Source organism: Streptomyces sp. NPDC029296, assembly GCF_055569255.1.
In genome coordinates this window covers 21,309-40,257 of sequence record NZ_JBVHXT010000025.1, presented here as the reverse complement: position 1 = coordinate 40,257, position 18,949 = coordinate 21,309, and the positions used below count along the sequence as shown (strand labels likewise).

Genomic DNA, 18,949 nt, shown 5'->3' with positions numbered 1-18,949 from the left:
TCCGCTTCAGGTACTCAAGGAGTTTTTCCTGCTCTGCCATCGCCTTGCCCAATGCCTTTCGAAGATCACGTGGAAGGTGCCGCTCATCGCCTGGGACGGGTCCGGGTCACACGGAGCCGAATTCCTTGTCGATGAGGCCGAGCAGCTCATCGGCTGTGGCCGAGGCGATTTCCTGGTCGATGTCCGCACCGCCGCCGCCCGCGCCCGCGAGCTTCGCGGCGAGGGCGCGCAACCGGGACGACACCTGCTCCGGGTCCGCGAGCCGGGCGGCGGAGGACAGCAGGGCGCCCTCCAGCCGGTCCAGCTCCGCCAGGACGCCGACGGAGTCGGTGCGCGACTCCTCACCGGCGCCGAACAGCTCGCCGTGGAGGTGGTCGGCCAGGTCGGCCGGGGTCGGGTGGTCGAACACGACGGTCGGCGGGAGCTTCACCCCGGTCGCCGCGCTCAGCCGGTTGCGCAACTGGACGGCGGTGAGCGAGTCGAAGCCCAGCTCCTTGAAGGCGCGTTCCGCCGTCACCGAACCGGTCGCGGTGTGCCCCAGCACGGCGGCGGCGTGGGTGCGCACCAGGTCCAGCAGGGCCGCCCCGCGCTCCTCCTCCGGCAGCCCGAGCAGCCGTTCCCGGGCGGACGTGGGCGTGGTCGCGGCCCGTACGGCGGTCCGCCCGGCGTTCCCGGGGCGGCGCACCTCGTGCCGCAGCACCGGCGGCAGCGCGTCCTGGCGGCGGAGCGCCGCGTGGTCGAGGCGGACCGGCACCAGCACGGGTTCGGCGGAACCCCACGCCGCGTCGAGGAGCCTCAGCGCCTCCTCGGAGGACAGGCCCAGCACCCCGGACCCGCCCGCCTCGGTGACCGACGCCGTCAGTTCGCTGCGCTCGCTCCACAGCCCCCACGGCAGGGACAGCGCGGGCAGCCCGGCCGCGGCACGGTGCGCGGCGAGGGCGTCCAGGAACACGTTGGCCGCCGCGTAGTTGCCCTGCCCGGGGCTCCCGAGCACACCGGCCGCGGAGGAGAACAGCACGAACGCCTTGAGGGGGTGGTCGCGGGTGAGCCGGTGCAGGTTGAGCGCGGCGTCGACCTTCGGCCGCAGCACCCGGTCCAGATGACCGGGCGTCAGCCCGGTGACCACCGCGTCCTCCAGCACACCCGCCGCGTGGACCACCGCCGACAGCGGCCGGTCCTCCGGGATCCCCGCCAGCACACCGGCCAGCGCGTCGGCGTCCGCCACATCACAGGCGACGACCGTCACCCCGGCACCCAACCCGGCCAGCTCGGACACCAACTCAGCGACACCCGGCGCCTGTTCACCACGCCGGCTGGTCAGCAGCAGATGCCGCACACCGTGCGCGACGACCAGATGCCGGGCCACCAGGGCACCCACGGTGCCGGTACCGCCCGTGAGCAACACCGTCCCGCCCAGATCTGCGCCCGCGTCCGCCGCGGAAGCACGGTGCCGCACCAGCCTCGGCGCGAACAGCGCGCCGTCCCGCACCGCCAATTGGGGCTCCTGCTCCAGCGGCAGCGTGGGCACCGAGTCCGGCTCGGCGCCGTCGACCAGCCACAGCCGGTCGGGGTGCTCCCGCTGCGCCGAGCGCACCAGCCCCCACACCGGGGCGGCCGCCAGGTCCGGCACATCCTCGCCCGGCCGCACCGCCACCGCACCCCGGGTGACGACCACCAGCCGCGAGGAAGCCCAAGCCTCTTCGCTCAGGAAGCGCTGCACCAGCGCCAGGACTCGAGCGGTGATCGTCCGCGCCTCCCCGGCCACGCCGTCCTCACCCGTCACGACGGGGGCCACGACGATGCCGGGCGCCGGCTCGCCGAGGGTCGGGAGGTCCAGGTCGGGGTCGAGGACGAGGTAGCCGTCGGCGGTGGTGTGCGCGACCGGGACCGGCTGCCACTCCAGGCGGTAGAGGTGCTCCTGTCCGGCCCGCAGCTGCTCGGGGCTGACGGCGCGCAGCGCCAGGGAGTCCACGGACACCACCGGCCGTCCCGCCGTGTCGGTCGCCGACACGGAGACCACGCCCTCGCCCGCCCCGGCGATCCGCACGCGCAGCGCCCTCGCACCGGAGGACACCAGCGACACCCCCGCCCACGAGAACGGCAGCCTCGGCTCGCCGACACCATCCGCATCCGGATCGATCATCACCAGCGCATGCAAGGCCGCGTCCAGCAACGCCGGATGCAACGCGAAGCCCTCACCGCCATCAGACGGCAACTCGACCTCCGCGAACACCTCCCCGGCCCCGCGCCACACAGCACGCACACCCCGGAAAAGAGGCCCATAGTCATACCCGGCGGCACCGAACTCCTCGTACAACGCCGAGACATCCACCGGCTCGGCGCCCACCGGCGGCCAGACGACGGGAGCCGCCTGCTCGCCGGGGGCGGGGGGTGCGACGACTCCGCGCGCGTGGACGGTCCATTCCTCGTCCCCGGAGCGGGAGCGGACGACGACCGCACGGCGTCCGGAGTCGTCCGCGCCGGCCACGCTCACGTGCAGACGGACGTCCTCCTCGTCCGCGAGCAGCAACGGTGCCTCCAGCACCAGTTCCTCCACGGCCCCGGCACCGACCTCGGCCCCGGCGCGGAGGGCCATCTCCACGAAGGCCGTGCCCGGAAGCAACGCCGTACCGAACACCGCGTGCTCGGCCAGCCACGGCCGCGACCGCAACGACACCGACCCCGTCAGCACCACACCATCGGAATCCGGCACCGGCACCACCACACCCAGCAAACCGTGCCCAAGCCCCTCCAGACCCAGACCAGCCGGATCACCCGAACCGGACGGGACCGGCTCAAGCCAGTACCGCTCCCGCTGGAAGGCATACGTCGGCAACTCCAGGAAGTCCGACATCCGGCCCTCAAGACCCCAGTCGATGTCCAGCCCGGCAACGAAGGCCTCCGCCAGGGCGAGGGCGAACCGCCGCTGCTCGTCCTCGTTGCGACGCAGGGTGCCCAGCACGACCGCCTCGGCATCCGCCTCCTCGACGCTCTCCTCCACCGACGCCGTCAGCACCGGATGCGCACTCACCTCCACGAACACGTCGAACCCATCCGCGAGAAGAACCTTCGTCGCACCATGGAAGTCGACCGTCTGCCGCAGATTCGTGTACCAATACCCGGCATCCAGCTCCGAGCTGTCGACGACCTGGCCCGTCACCGACGAGTACAACGGCACCCGCCCTGCCTGAGGCCGCACCGGCTCCAGCAGTTCCAGCAACTCTTCGCGGATCCGCTCGACATGAGCGGAGTGGGAGGCGTAGTCGACAGGGATACGGCGGGCCCGCACACCATCCGCCTCACACTGGGCCAGCAACGTGTCCAGCGCCTCCACGTCACCGGAGACCACCGTCGAAGCCGGCCCGTTGACGGCCGCCACCGACAACCCCTCACGAAGCAAACCCCGAACCCGCTCGACGGGAAGCGCCACGGACACCATCCCGCCCCGCCCCGCCAGCACACCCAACGCCTTACTGCGCAACGCCACCACCCGCGCCGCATCCTCCAACGACAGGGCACCCGACACCGCCGCAGCGGCGATCTCACCCTGCGAATGCCCCACCACAGCCGCCGGCTCCACACCACACGAGCGCCACAACTCCGCCAACGACACCATCACCGCGAACAACACCGGCTGCACCACATCCACCCGGTCCAGCCCCGGCGCACCCTCCTCCCCCCGCACCACCGCCGACAACGACCAGTCCACGAACGGAGCCAACGCGGCCTCACACCGCTCCATCGCCCCCGCGAACACCCCCGACGACCCCCACAACCCAGCCGCCATCCCCACCCACTGCGACCCCTGACCAGGGAACACGAACACCACACGCCGACCGGCGACACCGACCCCCGTCACCACACCCGGCGCCACACCCCCCGACGCCAACGCCTCCAGACCCGCCAACACCTCGTCCCGGTCCTGCCCGACCACCACACCCCGGTGCTCGAACACCGACCGCGACCCCACCAACCCAGCCGCAACACCAGCCAGATCCACATCAGCACGCCCGGCCACATACGCACGCAGAACCTCCGCCTGCGCCCGCAACGCCCCCTCCGACTTCCCCGACACCACCCAGGGAAGCAGCCCCCGGGACTCGACGGAGACGGTGGCCTCCGGCTCGGGACCCTGCTCCACGATCACATGGGCGTTCGTGCCACTGGCCCCGAACGCGGACACACCGGCCCGGCGCGGCCGCTCGACCGCAGGCCAGTCCCGCTCCTCGGTCAGCAGCTCCACCGCGCCCGCCGACCAGTCCACGTGTGACGACGGCGCGTCCACGTGCAGGGTCTTCGGCAGCACACCGTGCCGCAGCGCCATCACCATCTTGATGACCCCACCCACACCCGCGGCCGCCTGAGCATGCCCGATGTTCGACTTCAACGACCCCAGGAACAGCGGCTGTTCGGCGGTCCGCTCCTGACCGTAGGTCGCCAGCAGCGCCTGCGCCTCGATCGGATCACCCAGCCGCGTCCCCGTCCCGTGCGCCTCCACGGCGTCCACATCGGCGGCCGTGAGCCGGGCGTCGGCGAGCGCCTGCCGGATCACCCGCTGCTGCGAAGGACCGTTCGGCGCGGTCAGCCCGTTGCTGGCACCGTCCTGGTTGACGGCACTCCCCCGCACCACGGCCAGCACCGGATGCCCCAGCCGCAGCGCGTCCGACAACCGCTCCACGACGAGGACGCCCACGCCCTCGGCCCAGCCGGTACCGTCCGCACCCTCCGCGAACGCCTTGCACCGCCCGTCGGGGGACATACCGCGCTGTCGGCTGAACTCCACGAACAGGCCGGGCGACGACATCACCGTGGCACCGCCCGCCAGCGCCATCGAGCACTCACCCCGCCGCAACGCCTGCACCGCCAGGTGCAGCGCCACCAACGACGACGAACACGCCGTGTCCACCGTCACCGCCGGCCCCTCCAGACCGAACGTGTACGACAACCGGCCGGCGGCGATGCTTCCCGCGCTGCCGTTGAGGAGGTAGCCCTCCAGTTCCTCGGGGGCCTTGCCGATCCGGGACCCGTAGTCCTGGTACATCAGGCCCATGTAGACGCCGGTGCGGCTGCCGCGCAGGGATGCCGGGTCGATGCCCGCCCGCTCGAACGCCTCCCACGACGTCTCCAACAGCAACCGCTGCTGCGGATCCATCGCCAGCGCCTCACGGGGTGAGATACCGAAGAAGTCGGCGTCGAACTCGGCCGCGTCGTACAGGAACCCGCCCGACCGCGCGTACGACTTGCCCACCGCGTCCGGATCCGGGTCGTACAACCCCTCCACGTCCCAGCCCCGGTCCGTCGGCCACGACGACACGGCGTCCGCACCGGACACCACCAGCCGCCACAACTCCTCCGGCGAACCCACACCACCCGGGAACCTGCACCCCATCCCCACGATCGCCACCGGCTCGTGGGCGTCATCCTGCGCCTTGCGCAGGCGCTCACGGGTGTCGTGCAGATCGGCGGCAGCCTGCTTGAGGTACGAGCGCAGTTTGTCCTCGGTGTTCACTTTCTCCCCCTTGCGTGAAAGTCCTGGCGGTCCGTCGGCCGGCCCCGGTGTCAGATGCCTTTGTCGAGGAAGTCGAACAGTTCGTCGTCGCTGGCCGCGTCGAACCGTTCCGCGCCCGACGGTTCGCCGTCGGCGGCGGGATCGGCATCGAGGTGCTTGGCGACGAGTTGCTGCATCCGGCTCAGGACGCGGTCGCGGGCCTGTTCGTCGGGGGCCAGCGTGGCGAGCGCGGACTCCAGTTCGTCGAGGTCGCCCAGCACCCGGTCGGCCAATGTCTCCTCGTCCGGCCGCAGCGCGTCCCACAGGTGGTCGGCGAGCGCGGCCGGTGTCGGGTAGTCGAAGGCCAGCGTGGCCGACAGGCGCAGACCCGTGGCCCTCATCAGGCGGTTGCGCAGTTCCACCGCGCCCAAGGAGTCGAACCCCAGCTCCTTGAAGGTCTGGTGGGCCTGGACGGCGGTCGCCGACGCGTGGCCGAGGACCCCGGCGGCCTGGGCGCAGACCAGGGCGCGCAGTTGCTCCGTCCGCTCCGCCTCGGGGGCCACCGCCAGCCGCTCGGCCAGCGTGCCGGCGTCCGTGACCGGACCGGTGTCCGCCGGGGTGGCGGCCTGCCGTACGGGCCTGCGGACCAGTTCCCGCAGGAGGGCCGGCAGGCTGCCGGCGGCGGCCTGCTCCCGCAGGCTCGCCTCGTTGAGCAGGGCGGGCAGGACGAACGCCTGCCCGGCGGCGACCGCCGCGTCGAAGAGTCCGAGCCCCTGCTCCGAGGTCATCTCGGCGAGGCCGATCCCGGAGATGCGGCGCATCGCGACCGTGTCGAGGTGTTCCGTCATCTCGCTGCGCTCGGCCCAGAAGCCCCAGCCGAGGGCCGTTCCGGGCAGCCCGGCCGCCGCGCGGTGTGCCGCCAGCGCCTCCAGGAACATGTTGGCCGCCGCGTAGTGCGCCTGTCCGGCGCTCCCGAAGGTGGCCGCCGCTCCCGAGAAGAGGATGAACGCCTTGAGGGGGTGGTCGCGGGTGAGCCGGTGCAGGTTGAGCGCGGCGTCGACCTTCGGCCGCAGCACCCGGTCCAGATGACCGGGCGTCAGCCCGGTGACCACGGCGTCCTCCAGCACACCCGCCGCGTGGACCACCGCCGACAGCGGCCGGTCCTCCGGGATCCCCGCCAGCACACCGGCCAGCGCGTCGGCGTCCGCCACATCACAGGCGACGACCGTCACCCCGGCACCCAACCCGGCCAGCTCGGACACCAACTCAGCGACACCCGGCGCCTGTTCACCACGCCGGCTGGTCAGCAGCAGATGCCGCACACCGTGCGCGACGACCAGATGCCGGGCCACCAGGGCACCCACGGTGCCGGTACCACCCGTGAGCAACACCGTCCCGCCCAGGCCCGCGCCCGCGTCCGCCGCGGAAGCACGGTGCCGCACCAGCCTCGGCGCGAACAACGCGCCGTCCCGCACCGCCAACTGAGGTTCGTCTCCTACGGCGAGAGACGCGGCCTTCGCCTCGTCGGCGCCGTCGACCAGCCACAGCCGGTCGGGATGCTCCCGCTGCGCCGAGCGCACCAGCCCCCACACCGGGGCGGCCGCCAGGTCCGGCACATCCTCGCCCGGCCGCACCGCCACCGCACCCCGGGTGACGACCACCAGCCGCGACGACGACCACCGCTCCTCGCCCAGGAACCGCTGCACCAGTCCGAGCACCCGCCCGGTGACCGCTCGCGCCTCCCCGGCCAGGCGATCCTCCTCCGAGACCTCACCCGTCACGACGGGGGCCACGACGATGCCGGGCACGGAGTCACCGAGAGCGGCCAGGTCCAGGTCGGCGCCCAGGACCAGGTGGTCACCACCGGTCGTGGGCGCGGCCACAACCGGCTGCCACTCCACCCGGTACAGGCCCTCTTGCCCGGCCCGCAGCTGCTCGGGGCCGACGGCGCGCAGCGCCAGGGAGTCCACGGACACCACCGGCCGTCCCGCCGTATCGGTCGCCGACAGGGACACCGCGCCCTCACCCGCCCCGGCGATCCGGACCCGCAGCGCCCTCGCACCGGAGGACACCAGCGACACCCCCGCCCACGAGAACGGCAGCCTCGGCTCGCCGACACCATCCGCATCCGGATCGATCAGCACCAGCGCGTGCAAGGCCGCGTCCAGCAACGCCGGATGCAACGCGAAGCCCTCACCGCCACCGGACGGCAACTCGACCTCCGCGAACACCTCCCCGGCCCCGCGCCACACAGCACGCACACCCCGGAAAAGAGGCCCATAGTCATACCCGGCGGCACCGAACTCCTCGTACAACGCCGAGACATCCACCCGTTCCACGCCCACCGGCGGCCACGCCACAGGCGGGAGGACGGGCTCGTCCACGGCCTGGGGAGCCAGGAGACCCCGGGCGTGCACGGTCCACTCCCCGTCGGTACGGGAGCGCACCACCAGTGTTCGGCAACCGTCCTCGTCCGCACCGCCCACGCTCACGTGGAGCCGTACCTCACCCTGGTCCGGCACCAGCAGCGGTGCCTCCAGCACCAGGTCCCGCACCACGGGGGTGCCGGCTTCGGCCCCGGCGCGGAGGGCCATCTCCACGAAGGCCGTGCCCGGAAGCAACGCCGTACCGAACACCGCGTGCTCGGCCAGCCACGGCCGCGACCGCAACGACACCGACCCCGTCAGCACCACACCATCGGAATCCGGCACCGGCACCAACACACCCAGCAAACCGTGCCCAAGCCCCTCCAGACCCAGACCAGCCGGATCACCCGAACCGGACGGGACCGGCTCAAGCCAGTACCGCTCCCGCTGGAAGGCATACGTCGGCAGGTCAAGGAAGTCCGGCGCGCGACCCTCGAAGCCCCAGTCGATGTCCAGCCCGGCGACGAACGCCTCCGCCAGGGCGAGGGCGAACCGCCGCTGCTCGTCCTCGTTGCGACGCAGGGTGCCCAGCACGACCGCCTCGGCATCCGCCTCCTCGACACTCTCCTCCACCGACCCCGTCAGCACCGGATGCGCACTCGACTCCACGAACACGTCGAACCCATCCGCGAGAAGAGCCTTCGTCGCACCATGGAAGTCGACCGTCTGCCGCAGATTCGTGTACCAGTACCCGGCATCCAGCTCGGAGCCGTCCACCACCTGACCGGTGACCGAGGAGTAGAACGGCACTTGACCCACCTGAGGCCGCACCGGCTCCAGCAGTGTCAGCAACTCCTCACGGATCCGCTCGACATGAGCGGAGTGCGAGGCATAGTCGACCGGGATACGACGGGCCCGCACACCATCGGCCTCACAGCGCGCCAACAGCACTTCCAGCGCGTCCACGTCACCGGAGACCACCGTCGAGGCGGGCCCGTTGACGGCGGCCACCGACAATCCCTCACCCAGCAAACCCTGAACCTCATGGACGGGAAGCGCCACGGACACCATCCCGCCCCGCCCCGCCAGCACACCCAACGCCTTACTCCGCAACGCCACCACCCGCGCCGCGTCCTCCAACGACAGCGCACCCGACACCGCCGCAGCCGCGATCTCACCCTGCGAATGCCCCACCACAGCCGCCGGCTCCACACCACACGAGCGCCACAACTGCGCCAACGACACCATCACCGCGAACAACACCGGCTGCACCACATCCACCCGGTCCAGCCCCGGCGCACCCTCCTCCCCCCGCACCACCGCCGACAACGACCAGTCCACGAACGGAGCCAACGCGGCCTCACACCGCTCCATCGCCCCCGCGAACACCCGCGACGACCCCCACAACCCAGCCGCCATACCACTCCACTGCGACCCCTGACCAGGGAAGACGAACACCACACGCCGACCGGCGACACCGACCCCCGTCACCACACCCGGCGCCACACCCCCCGACGCCAACGCCTCCAGACCCGCCAACACCTCATCCCGGTCCTGCCCGACCACCACACCCCGGTGCTCGAACACCGACCGCGACCCCACCAACCCAGCCGCAACACCAGCCAGATCCACATCAGCACGCCCGGCCACGAACGCACGCAGAACCTCCGCCTGCGCCCGCAACGCCCCCATCGACTTGCCCGACACCACCCAGGGCACCACACCGGGTGCACCGTCCTCGGACCCGGAGTCGTCAGGCGTGGTCACGGGCGGCTGTTCGATGACGACGTGTGCGTTGGTCCCACCGACGCCGAACGCGGACACACCGGCCCGGCGCGGCCGGTCGAGCGCGGGCCAGTCCCGCTCCTCGGTCAGCAGCTCCACCGCGCCCGCCGACCAGTCCACATGCGACGACGGCGCGTCCACATGCAGGGTCTTCGGCAGCACACCGTGCCGCAGCGCCATCACCATCTTGATGACCCCACCCACACCCGCAGCCGCCTGCGTGTGGCCGACGTTCGATTTGAACGAGCCCAGGAACAGGGGCATGTCGCCGGACCGTTCCTGACCGTAGGTGGCCAGCAGCGCCTGGGCCTCGATGGGGTCGCCCAACCGCGTCCCCGTCCCGTGCGCCTCGACCACGTCCACGTCCGCCGGGCTCAGCCGGGCATCCGCCAGCGCCTGCCGGATCACCCGCTGCTGCGACAACCCGTTCGGCGCCGTCAGCCCATTGCTCGCACCGTCCTGATTGACCGCGCTGCCCCGCACCACGGCCAGCACCGGATGACCCAGCCGCAGCGCGTCCGACAACCGCTCCACCACCAGCACACCCACACCCTCGGCCCAGCCCGTGCCGTCCGCACCCTCCGCGAACGCCTTGCACCGGCCGTCCGCAGCCAGCCCCCGCTGCCTGCTGAACTCGATGAAGGGGCCGGGGGTCGGCATGACCGTCACTCCGCCGGCCAGGGCCAGGGAGCATTCACCGCTGCGCAGCGCACGCACCGCGAGGTGCAGGGTGACCAGGGAGGAGGAGCATCCGGTGTCGACGGTGACGGCCGGCCCCTCCAGGCCGAACGTGTACGACAGCCGGCCCGAGACCACGCTTCCCGTGGTGCCGGTCAGAATGTGGCCCTCCGTCTCGGCCGTGCCCTGGTGCAGGCGGTGGCCGTAGTCCTGGACCATGGCGCCGACGTAGACGCCGGTGCGGCTGCCGCGCAGCGACGCCGGGTCGATGCCCGCCCGCTCGAACGCCTCCCACGACGTCTCCAGCAGCAACCGCTGCTGCGGATCCATCGCCAGCGCCTCACGCGGCGAGATACCGAAGAACCCGGCGTCGAACTCGGCCGCGTCGTACAGGAAGCCACCGGACCGGGTGTACGACTTGCCCACCGCGTCCGGGTCCGGGTCGTACAGCCCCTCCAGGTCCCAGCCGCGGTCGTCGGGGAAGCCCGACACCGCGTCCGTTCCCGTGACGACCAGCCGCCACAGGTCCTCCGGGGAGCCGACGCCGCCGGGGTAGCGGCAGCCGATGCCCACGATCGCCACCGGTTCGGCGTCGGAGCCGGCATCACCCGGGAGCATCGGCGGCGAGGGTTCCACCTCGGCCGGGTCCCCGGACAGCCCCAGCAGCCGGGCGCGCACGAACCGGGCGAGGGCGGCGGCCGACGGATGGTCGAAGACGACCGTGCTCGGCAGCCGCAGCCCCGTCGCCGTGTTCAGCCGGTTCCGCAGCTCGACGGCCATCATCGAGTCGAAGCCCAGCTCCCGGAAGGCGCGGTCGGCCTCGACGGCGTCCGGCGCGCTGTGGCCGAGCGCCGCGGCGGCCTGGGCGCGGACCAGGTCCAGCACGGCGAGGTACTGCTCCGCCTCGCTCAGCCCGTCGAGCAGCGTCGAGGAGGCGGTGCCGGCGGCCGGTCCCGCCTCCGTGCCGTCCGGCCCGGCCAGCGCCTCCCGCACCTCGGGCAGGTCGGAGAGCAGCGGGGCGGGCCTTACGGCGGTGAACTGGGGTGCGAAGACCTCCCAGTCGATGTCGGCGACGATCCGGGTCGGGTCCGTGCCCGCCGTGGCGGGGGCGAGCGCGGCGACCGCCCGGTCCGGGTCCATGACCCGCACGCCCCGGCTGAGGATCCGGTCGCCGACCTCGCCGGCGGCCATTCCGCCGCCGCCCCACAGACCCCAGGCCACCGACAGGGCGGTCCGTCCGCGGGCCCGGCGCCGCAGGACGAGCGCGTCGAGGTAGGCGTTGGCCGCCGCGTACGCGCCCTGTCCGCCGCCGCCCCAGATGCCGGCGCCGGAGGAGAAGAGGACGAACGCGTCCAGGTCGGTGTCGCGGAAGAGGTCGTCCAGGTGGTGGGCGCCCAGCACCTTCGCGGAGGTGAGCCGGGCCAGCAGGTCCAGGTCCGTTTCGGCGAGCGGCGCGGTCTCGGTCGTACCGGCCGCGTGGACGACCGCGCGCACGGGCTCGCCGTCGGCGGTGACCCGGGCGACGAGCGCGGCGAGCGCGTCCCGGTCCGCGACATCGCAGGCCGCGAGGGTGACCCGTACGCCCAGGGCCGTCAGCTCGGCCTCCAGTTCCTCGGCGCCGGGCGCGGAGCGGCCCCGGCGGCTGGTGAGGACCAGGTGCGCGGCGCCGTCGGCCGCGAGCCGACGGGCGAAGCGGCGGCCGACACCACCGGTGCCGCCGGTGATCAGGACGGTTCCGCGCGGCTGCCAGGCCGGGCGGCCGTGCGGTGTCTTGCGGGCGACCCGTACCAGCCGCCGGGCGAACACCCCGGACGGACGCAGCGCGAGCTGGTCCTCGCCCCGCTTCCCGGCGAGTACGCCGCACAGCGCGCGCAGCACCCTCGGGTCGGGGGTCTCGGGCAGGTCGGCCAGGCCGCCCCAGCGCTCGGAGTGCTCCAGCGCGGCCACCAGGCCGAGGCCCCACACCTGTGCCTGGTCGGGCCGTACCGCCGTCCCGGCGCCGGGCACCTGGACGGCTCCGCTGGTCAGGCACCACAGGGGCGCGGACACGGCGGCGTCGCCGAGCGCCTGGATCAGCAGCAGCGCGCGGGCCGGGGCGGCCGTGAGCGTCCGGACATCCGGGCCCGCCGCATCCGCCGGGTCGGCCGGGTCCGGGAGGGCGAGGACTCCGGCCGGCGTGACGCCGCCGAGCCCGCCGAGCGTTTCGGTGACCCGCCGGGCCAGCCGCTCCCGGTCGTCGTCCGCCTCCACGGTCAGCCGTACGACCCGGGCGCCGGCCGCCGACAGGGCCTCTTCGACCGGTTCCGCCCACGGAGGGGCCGAGGCACCGCCGGGTACGGCCAGCAGCCAGACGCCGCCGAGCGACACCGACCGTGTCTCGGGCACCGGCCGCCAGTCCACGCGGTAGTGCCAGGCGTCGGTCTCGGTGCGCTCCCGGTTGTCCCGGCGCCAGGGACCGAGCAGCCCCATGACCTCGTCCAGCCGGGCGGCCTCGTCCACGCCGAGCAGTTCGGCGAGTTCCGCCCGGTCCTCCCGGTCCACGGCCGCCCAGAACCGGTTCTCCTCCGGGTCCCCGACATCCGGGGTCCCAGCACCGGCCGACCCGTCGAGCCAGTACCGCTCCCGCTGGAAGGCATATGTCGGCAGGTCATGGAAGTCCGGCGCGCGACCCTCGAAGCCCCAGTCGATGTCCAGCCCGGCGACGAACGCCTCCGCCAGGGCGAGTGCGAACCGCCGCTGCTCGTCCTCATTACGGCGCAGCGTGCCGAGCACGACCGCCTCGGCATCCGCCTCCTCGACACTCTCCTCCACCGACGCCGTCAGCACCGGATGCGCACTCGACTCCACGAACACGTCGAACCCATCCGCGAGCAGAGTCTTCGTCGCACCATGGAAGTCGACCGTCTGCCGCAGATTCGTGTACCAGTACTCCCCGTCCAGCTCCGAGCCCTCCAGCACCTGTCCGGTGACGGAGGAGTAGAACGGCACTTGACCCGCGCGGGGCCGCACCGGCTCCAGCAGTTCCAGCAACTCCTCGCGGATCCGCTCGACATGAGCGGAGTGCGAGGCGTAGTCGACAGGAATACGGCGGGCCCGCACACCATCCGCCTCACACTGGGCCAGCAACGCTTCCAGCGCCTCCACGTCACCGGAGACCACCGTCGAAGCCGGCCCGTTGACGGCCGCCACCGACAACCCCGCACCCAGCAGACCCCGGACCCGCTCGACGGGAAGCGCCACGGACACCATCCCGCCCCGCCCCGCCAGCACACCCAACGCCTTACTCCGCAACGCCACCACCCGCGCCGCGTCCTCCAGCGACAGCGCACCCGACACCGCCGCAGCCGCGATCTCACCCTGCGAATGCCCCACCACAGCGGCCGGCTCCACACCACACGAGTGCCACAACTCCGCCAACGACACCATCACCGCGAACAACACCGGCTGCACCACATCCACCCGGTCCAGCCCCGGCGCACCCTCCTCCCCCCGCACCACCGCCGACAACGACCAGTCCACGAACGGAGCCAACGCAGCCTCACACCGCTCCATCGCCCCCGCGAACACCCCCGACGACCCCCACAACCCAGCCGCCATACCACTCCACTGCGACCCCTGACCAGGGAAGACGAACACCACACGCCGACCGGCGACACCGACCCCCGTCACCACACCCGGCGCCACACCCCCCGACGCCAACGCCCCCAGACCCGCCAACACCTCATCCCGGTCCTGCCCGACCACCACACCCCGGTGCTCGAACACCGACCGCGACCCCACCAACCCAGCCGCAACACCAGCCAGATCCACATCAGCACGCCCGGCCAGATACGCACGCAGAACCTCCGCCTGCGCCCGCAACGCCCCCTCCGACTTGCCCGACAGCACCCAGGGAAGCAGCCCCTGAGACTCGACGGAGACGGTGGCCTCCGGCTCGGGACCCTGCTCCACGATCACATGGGCGTTGGTCCCGCTCATGCCGAAGGACGAGACGGCGGCCCGGCGCGGCCGGTCGAGCGCGGGCCAGTCCCGCTCCTCGGTCAGCAGCTCCACCGCACCCGCCGACCAGTCCACATGCGACGACGGCGCGTCCACATGCAAGGTCTTCGGCAGCACACCGTGCCGCAGCGCCATCACCATCTTGATGACCCCACCCACACCCGCGGCCGCCTGAGCATGCCCGATGTTCGACTTCAACGACCCCAGGAACAGCGGGTGTTCATCCGGCCGTTCCTGCCCGTAGGAGGCGATGAGCGCCTGGGCCTCGATGGGGTCGCCCAGCCGCGTCCCGGTTCCGTGCGCCTCGACCACGTCCACGTCCGCCGGGCTCAGCCGGGCATCCGCCAACGCCTGCCGGATCACCCGCTGCTGCGACAACCCGTTCGGCGCCGTCAGCCCATTGCTCGCACCGTCCTGGTTGACGGCACTCCCCCGGACCACGGCCAGCACCGGATGACCCAGCCGCAGCGCGTCCGACAACCGCTCCACCACCAGCACACCCACACCCTCGGCCCAGCCGGTACCGTCCGCACCCTCCGCGAACGCCTTGCACCGGCCGTCCGCAGCCAGCCCCCGCTGCCTGCTGAACTCCACGAACAGGCCGGGCGACGACATCACCGTGGCACCGCCCGCCAGCGCCATCGAGCACTCACCCCGCCGCAACGCCTGCACCGCCAGGTGCAGCGCCACCAACGACGACGAACACGCCGTATCGACCGTCACCGCCGGCCCCTCCAGACCGAACGTGTACGACAACCGGCCGGCGGTGACGCTGCCGTGCGTGCCGGTGAGGAGGTAGCCCTCGCTCTCGGGGGTGGCGTCGGCGAGGCGGGGGCCGTACTCCTGGACCATGGCGCCGACGTAGACGCCGGTGCGGCTGCCGCGCAGCGACGCCGGGTCGATGCCCGCCCGCTCGAACGCCTCCCACGACGTCTCCAGCAGCAACCGCTGCTGCGGATCCATCGCCAGCGCCTCACGCGGCGAGATACCGAAGAACCCGGCGTCGAACTCGGCCGCGTCGTACAGGAACCCGCCCGACCGCGCATACGACTTGCCCACCGCGTCCGGATCCGGGTCGTACAACCCCTCCACGTCCCAGCCCCGGTCCGTCGGCCACGACGACACGGCGTCCGCACCGGACACCACCAGCCGCCACAACTCCTCCGGCGAACCCACACCACCCGGGAACCTGCACCCCATCCCCACGATCGCCACCGGCTCGGTGTCGGCGTCGGCGTCGCCCGTGGGGACCGGCGGGGCGGTCTGCGGGTCGGCCGGGGACAGCCCGAGCAGTTCGGCGCGCAGGAAGCGGGCGAGGGCGGCGGCCGACGGGTGGTCGAAGACGACCGTGCTCGGCAGCCGCAGCCCCGTCGCCGTGTTCAGCCGGTTCCGCAGCTCGACGGCCATCATCGAGTCGAAGCCCAGCTCGCGGAAGGATGCCTCGATGTCGATCTCGTCGGTTCCGTCGGTGCCGAGCACAATGCCGAGGTGGGTGCGGACCAGGTCGAGGGCCGCGTCGTGGCTCGCCTTCTCGCCGAGCGCGGCCCACCGCTCGCGCAGCGGTGTCTCTTCGACGGCGGTGTCGTCGTCCGCCTCGGGGACGGGCGCCGGTGTGCCGGGGGTGGTCGGCGCGGTGCGGGTGGCGGCCGGTGCGTCCAGCCAGAACCGGCGGCGCTGGAACGCGTAGGTGGGCAGGTCGACGCGGCGGGCGCCGGTGCCGGCGTAGGCCGTGGACCAGTCGACGGCGACACCGTGCACGGACGCCTCGGCCAGGGCGGTGAGCATCCGCTCGGGGCCGCCCTCGCCGCGCCGCAGGGAGCCGACGACGAGTGCCTTGGTGGAGGAGGCGTCCTCCACGGTCTCCTGGATGCCGGCGGCGAGGATGGGGTGCGGGCTGACCTCGATGAACGTCTCGTGTCCGGCTTCGGCGAGGGCCCGTACGGCGGGTTCGAAGCCGACGGTGCGCCGGGAGTTGCGGTACCAGTACCGGGCGTCGAGCCCGGCGGTGTCCAGCCAGCGGCCCTCGACGGTCGAGTAGAACGGCACCTCGGCGGACTTGGGGGTCACGGTGCCGAGCAGGTCCAGCAGGGGTTCGCGGATCCGCTCGACGTGCGCGGAGTGGCCGGCGCAGTCGATGGGCAGCAGGCGGACGCGGATGTCCCGGTTCTCGCACTGGGCGATCAGCTCGTGCAGGGCGGGCACGTCACCGGAGACGGTGACCGCGCGGGGGCCGTTGATCGCGGCGATGGACAGCTGGTCGGCCCACGGGGTGAGGAGGTCCGCCACCTCGGCGGCGGGCAGCGCGACCGAGGCCATGCCGCCGGTCCCGGCCAGCAGCGCGAACGCCTTACTGCGCAGGGCGACCACGCGGGCCGCCTCCTCCAGGGAGAACGCGCCGGCCACGTGCGCGGCGGCGATCTCGCCCTGCGAGTGGCCGACGACGGCTCCGGGTTCGACGCCGTGGGAGCGCCACAGCGCGGCGAGGGAGACCATCACCGCGAACAGGACCGGGTGGACGACGTCGAGGCGGTCGAGGGACAGCTCGGGGTCGGTCTCGCTGGCGCCGCGCAGCACGTGCGTGAGCGACCAGGGGACGTGCGGGGCGAGCGCCTGTTCGCAGCGCCGGATGTGTTCGGCGAAGACCGGCGAGGTGTCCATGAGGCCGACGGCCATGCCGGCCCACTGGGATCCCTGGCCGGGGAAGACGAAGACGGGTCGGCCCGTCGCGCGGGGGGCGACGCCCTGGACGAGTCCGGTGGCGGGGCGGCCGGCGGCCAGGTCGGTCAGGCGGACGCGGAAGTCCTCGGTGGTGGTGCCGAGGAGGACGGCCCGGTGCGGGAAGGCGGTACGGGTGGTGGCCAGGGAGTGGCCGATGTGCGCCGGGGACACGGTGTCGTCCAGCCGGTCGAGCAGCGCCCGGGCCTGCCCGCGCAGGGCCGCCTCGGTCTTGGCGGAGATCGGCCACGGTACGGGGGCGGAACCGGCTTCTGCGGACTCGGTCCCGGCGGAGTCGGTCCCGGCGGACTCGGTCCCGGCGGACTCGGTCCCGGCGGACTCGGTCCCGGCGGACTCGGTCCCGGCGGACTCGGTCCCGGCGGAGGGGGCGGCCCGGTCCGGGGACGGTGCGTCGCCGGCACCGTCTGCCTCCGCGTCCTGCCGCCAGTCCTCCAGCACCACATGGCAGTTGGTGCCGCCGACCCCGAAGGAGCTGACGCCGGCGATCAGCGGGCCGTCGCCCCCCGGCCAGGGGCCGTTCTCCGTGCGGACCTCCAGCCGCAGCTCGGCCAGCGGGATGTCCGGGTGGGGGGTGCGGAAGTGGAGGCTCGGGGGGAGTTCCCGGTGCTTGAGGGCGAGCGCGGTCTTGAGGAGACCGGCGATGCCGGCGGCGCCTTCCAGGTGCCCGATGTTGGTCTTGACCGAGCCGACGAGCAGCGGGGCGTCGGCCGGCCGTCCGGCGCCGAGCACCTCGCCGAGGGCGGCGGCCTCGATCGGGTCGCCGACCCGGGTGCCGGTGCCGTGCAGTTCGACGTACCGGACGTCCGCCGGGCGCACTCCGGCGTTGCGGTAGGCGCGGCGCAGCAGGTCGGCCTGGGCCTCGCGGCTGGGGCTGGCGAGGCTGTCGCCGCCGCCGTCGTTGTTGACGGCGCTGCCCCGGATCAGGCAGTGGACGCGGTCGCCGTCGGCGAGCGCGTCGGACAGCCGCTTGAGGACGACGAGGCCGCCGCCCTCGCCGCGCACGATGCCGCCCGCGCGGCTGTCGAAGGTGAAGCAGCGGCCGTCGGGCGAGAGGGCGCCGAACTCGGCGACGGTCAGGGCGCTTTCGGGGACCAGGTCGAGATTGACGCCGCCGGCGAGGGCGACGCGGGTCTCGCCGCCGCGCAGGCTCTCGCAGGCCAGGTGGACGGCGGTGAGGGAGGAGGACTGGCCGCTGTCCACGGTCATGCTGGGTCCGCGCAGGCCGAGGACGTAGGACAGGCGGTTGGCGATGATGCCGCGCTGGAGGCCGGTGAGGGTGTGCGGGGTGATGCCTGTGGTGCCCCGGCGGCGGGCGAGCGTGGCGTAGTCGTCCCAGATCGCGCCGACGAAGACGCCCGTGTCGGTGCCGCGCAGCGACTCCGGGAGGATCCCGGCGTCCTCCAGCGCCTCCCAGCCGAGTTCCAGCGTGATCCGCTGCTGCGGGTCCATCGCGGTGGCCTCGCGCGGGGAGATGCCGAAGAAGGCCGCGTCGAACCGGTCCACGTCGTCGAGGAAGCCGCCCCACCGGGTGCCCGCGCCGGGCGTGTCCGTCGTCTCGCCGGTGTGCTCCGCCGCGTCCCAGCGGTCGGCGGGGACTTCCCGGACGGCGTCGACGCCGTCGCGCAGGAGCCGGGCGAACGCGTCGGGGCCCGACGCCCGGGGCAGCCGGCAGGCCATGCCGACGACGGCGATGGCCTCGGTCGGCGAAGCGTCCGGGGAGGCGGCCCCGGTGCCGCCGGAGGTGCCGGCCGACGTGCCGGTGACGGTGCCGGCCGACGCGTCGGTGGCGGTGTCGGCGGAGGTGTCGGACGTGAGCCGGGCGCGGGCCTGGGAGGAATCTCGCATGATGCTGCAAACCTTCGGGGCAGGGCGGTCCAGGACGGGTGAACGGGCGGTT

Annotated in this window: 1 protein-coding gene and 1 pseudogene; both read right to left on the bottom strand. The window is 73.1% G+C overall.

The features are described from left to right. Positions 1 to 106: 106 nt before the first annotated feature. Positions 107 to 5,473, bottom strand: a pseudogene (locus ACZ4W9_RS22260) (type I polyketide synthase); the annotation flags it as partial. An 86-nt stretch (positions 5,474 to 5,559) separates the two neighbouring features. After that, positions 5,560 to 18,897 carry a type I polyketide synthase gene (locus tag ACZ4W9_RS22255; RefSeq protein ID WP_467938418.1) on the bottom strand — a complete coding sequence of 4,446 codons (13,338 nt, stop codon included), beginning with the start codon at positions 18,895 to 18,897 and terminating at the stop codon, positions 5,560 to 5,562. Positions 18,898 to 18,949 lie beyond the last annotated feature (52 nt).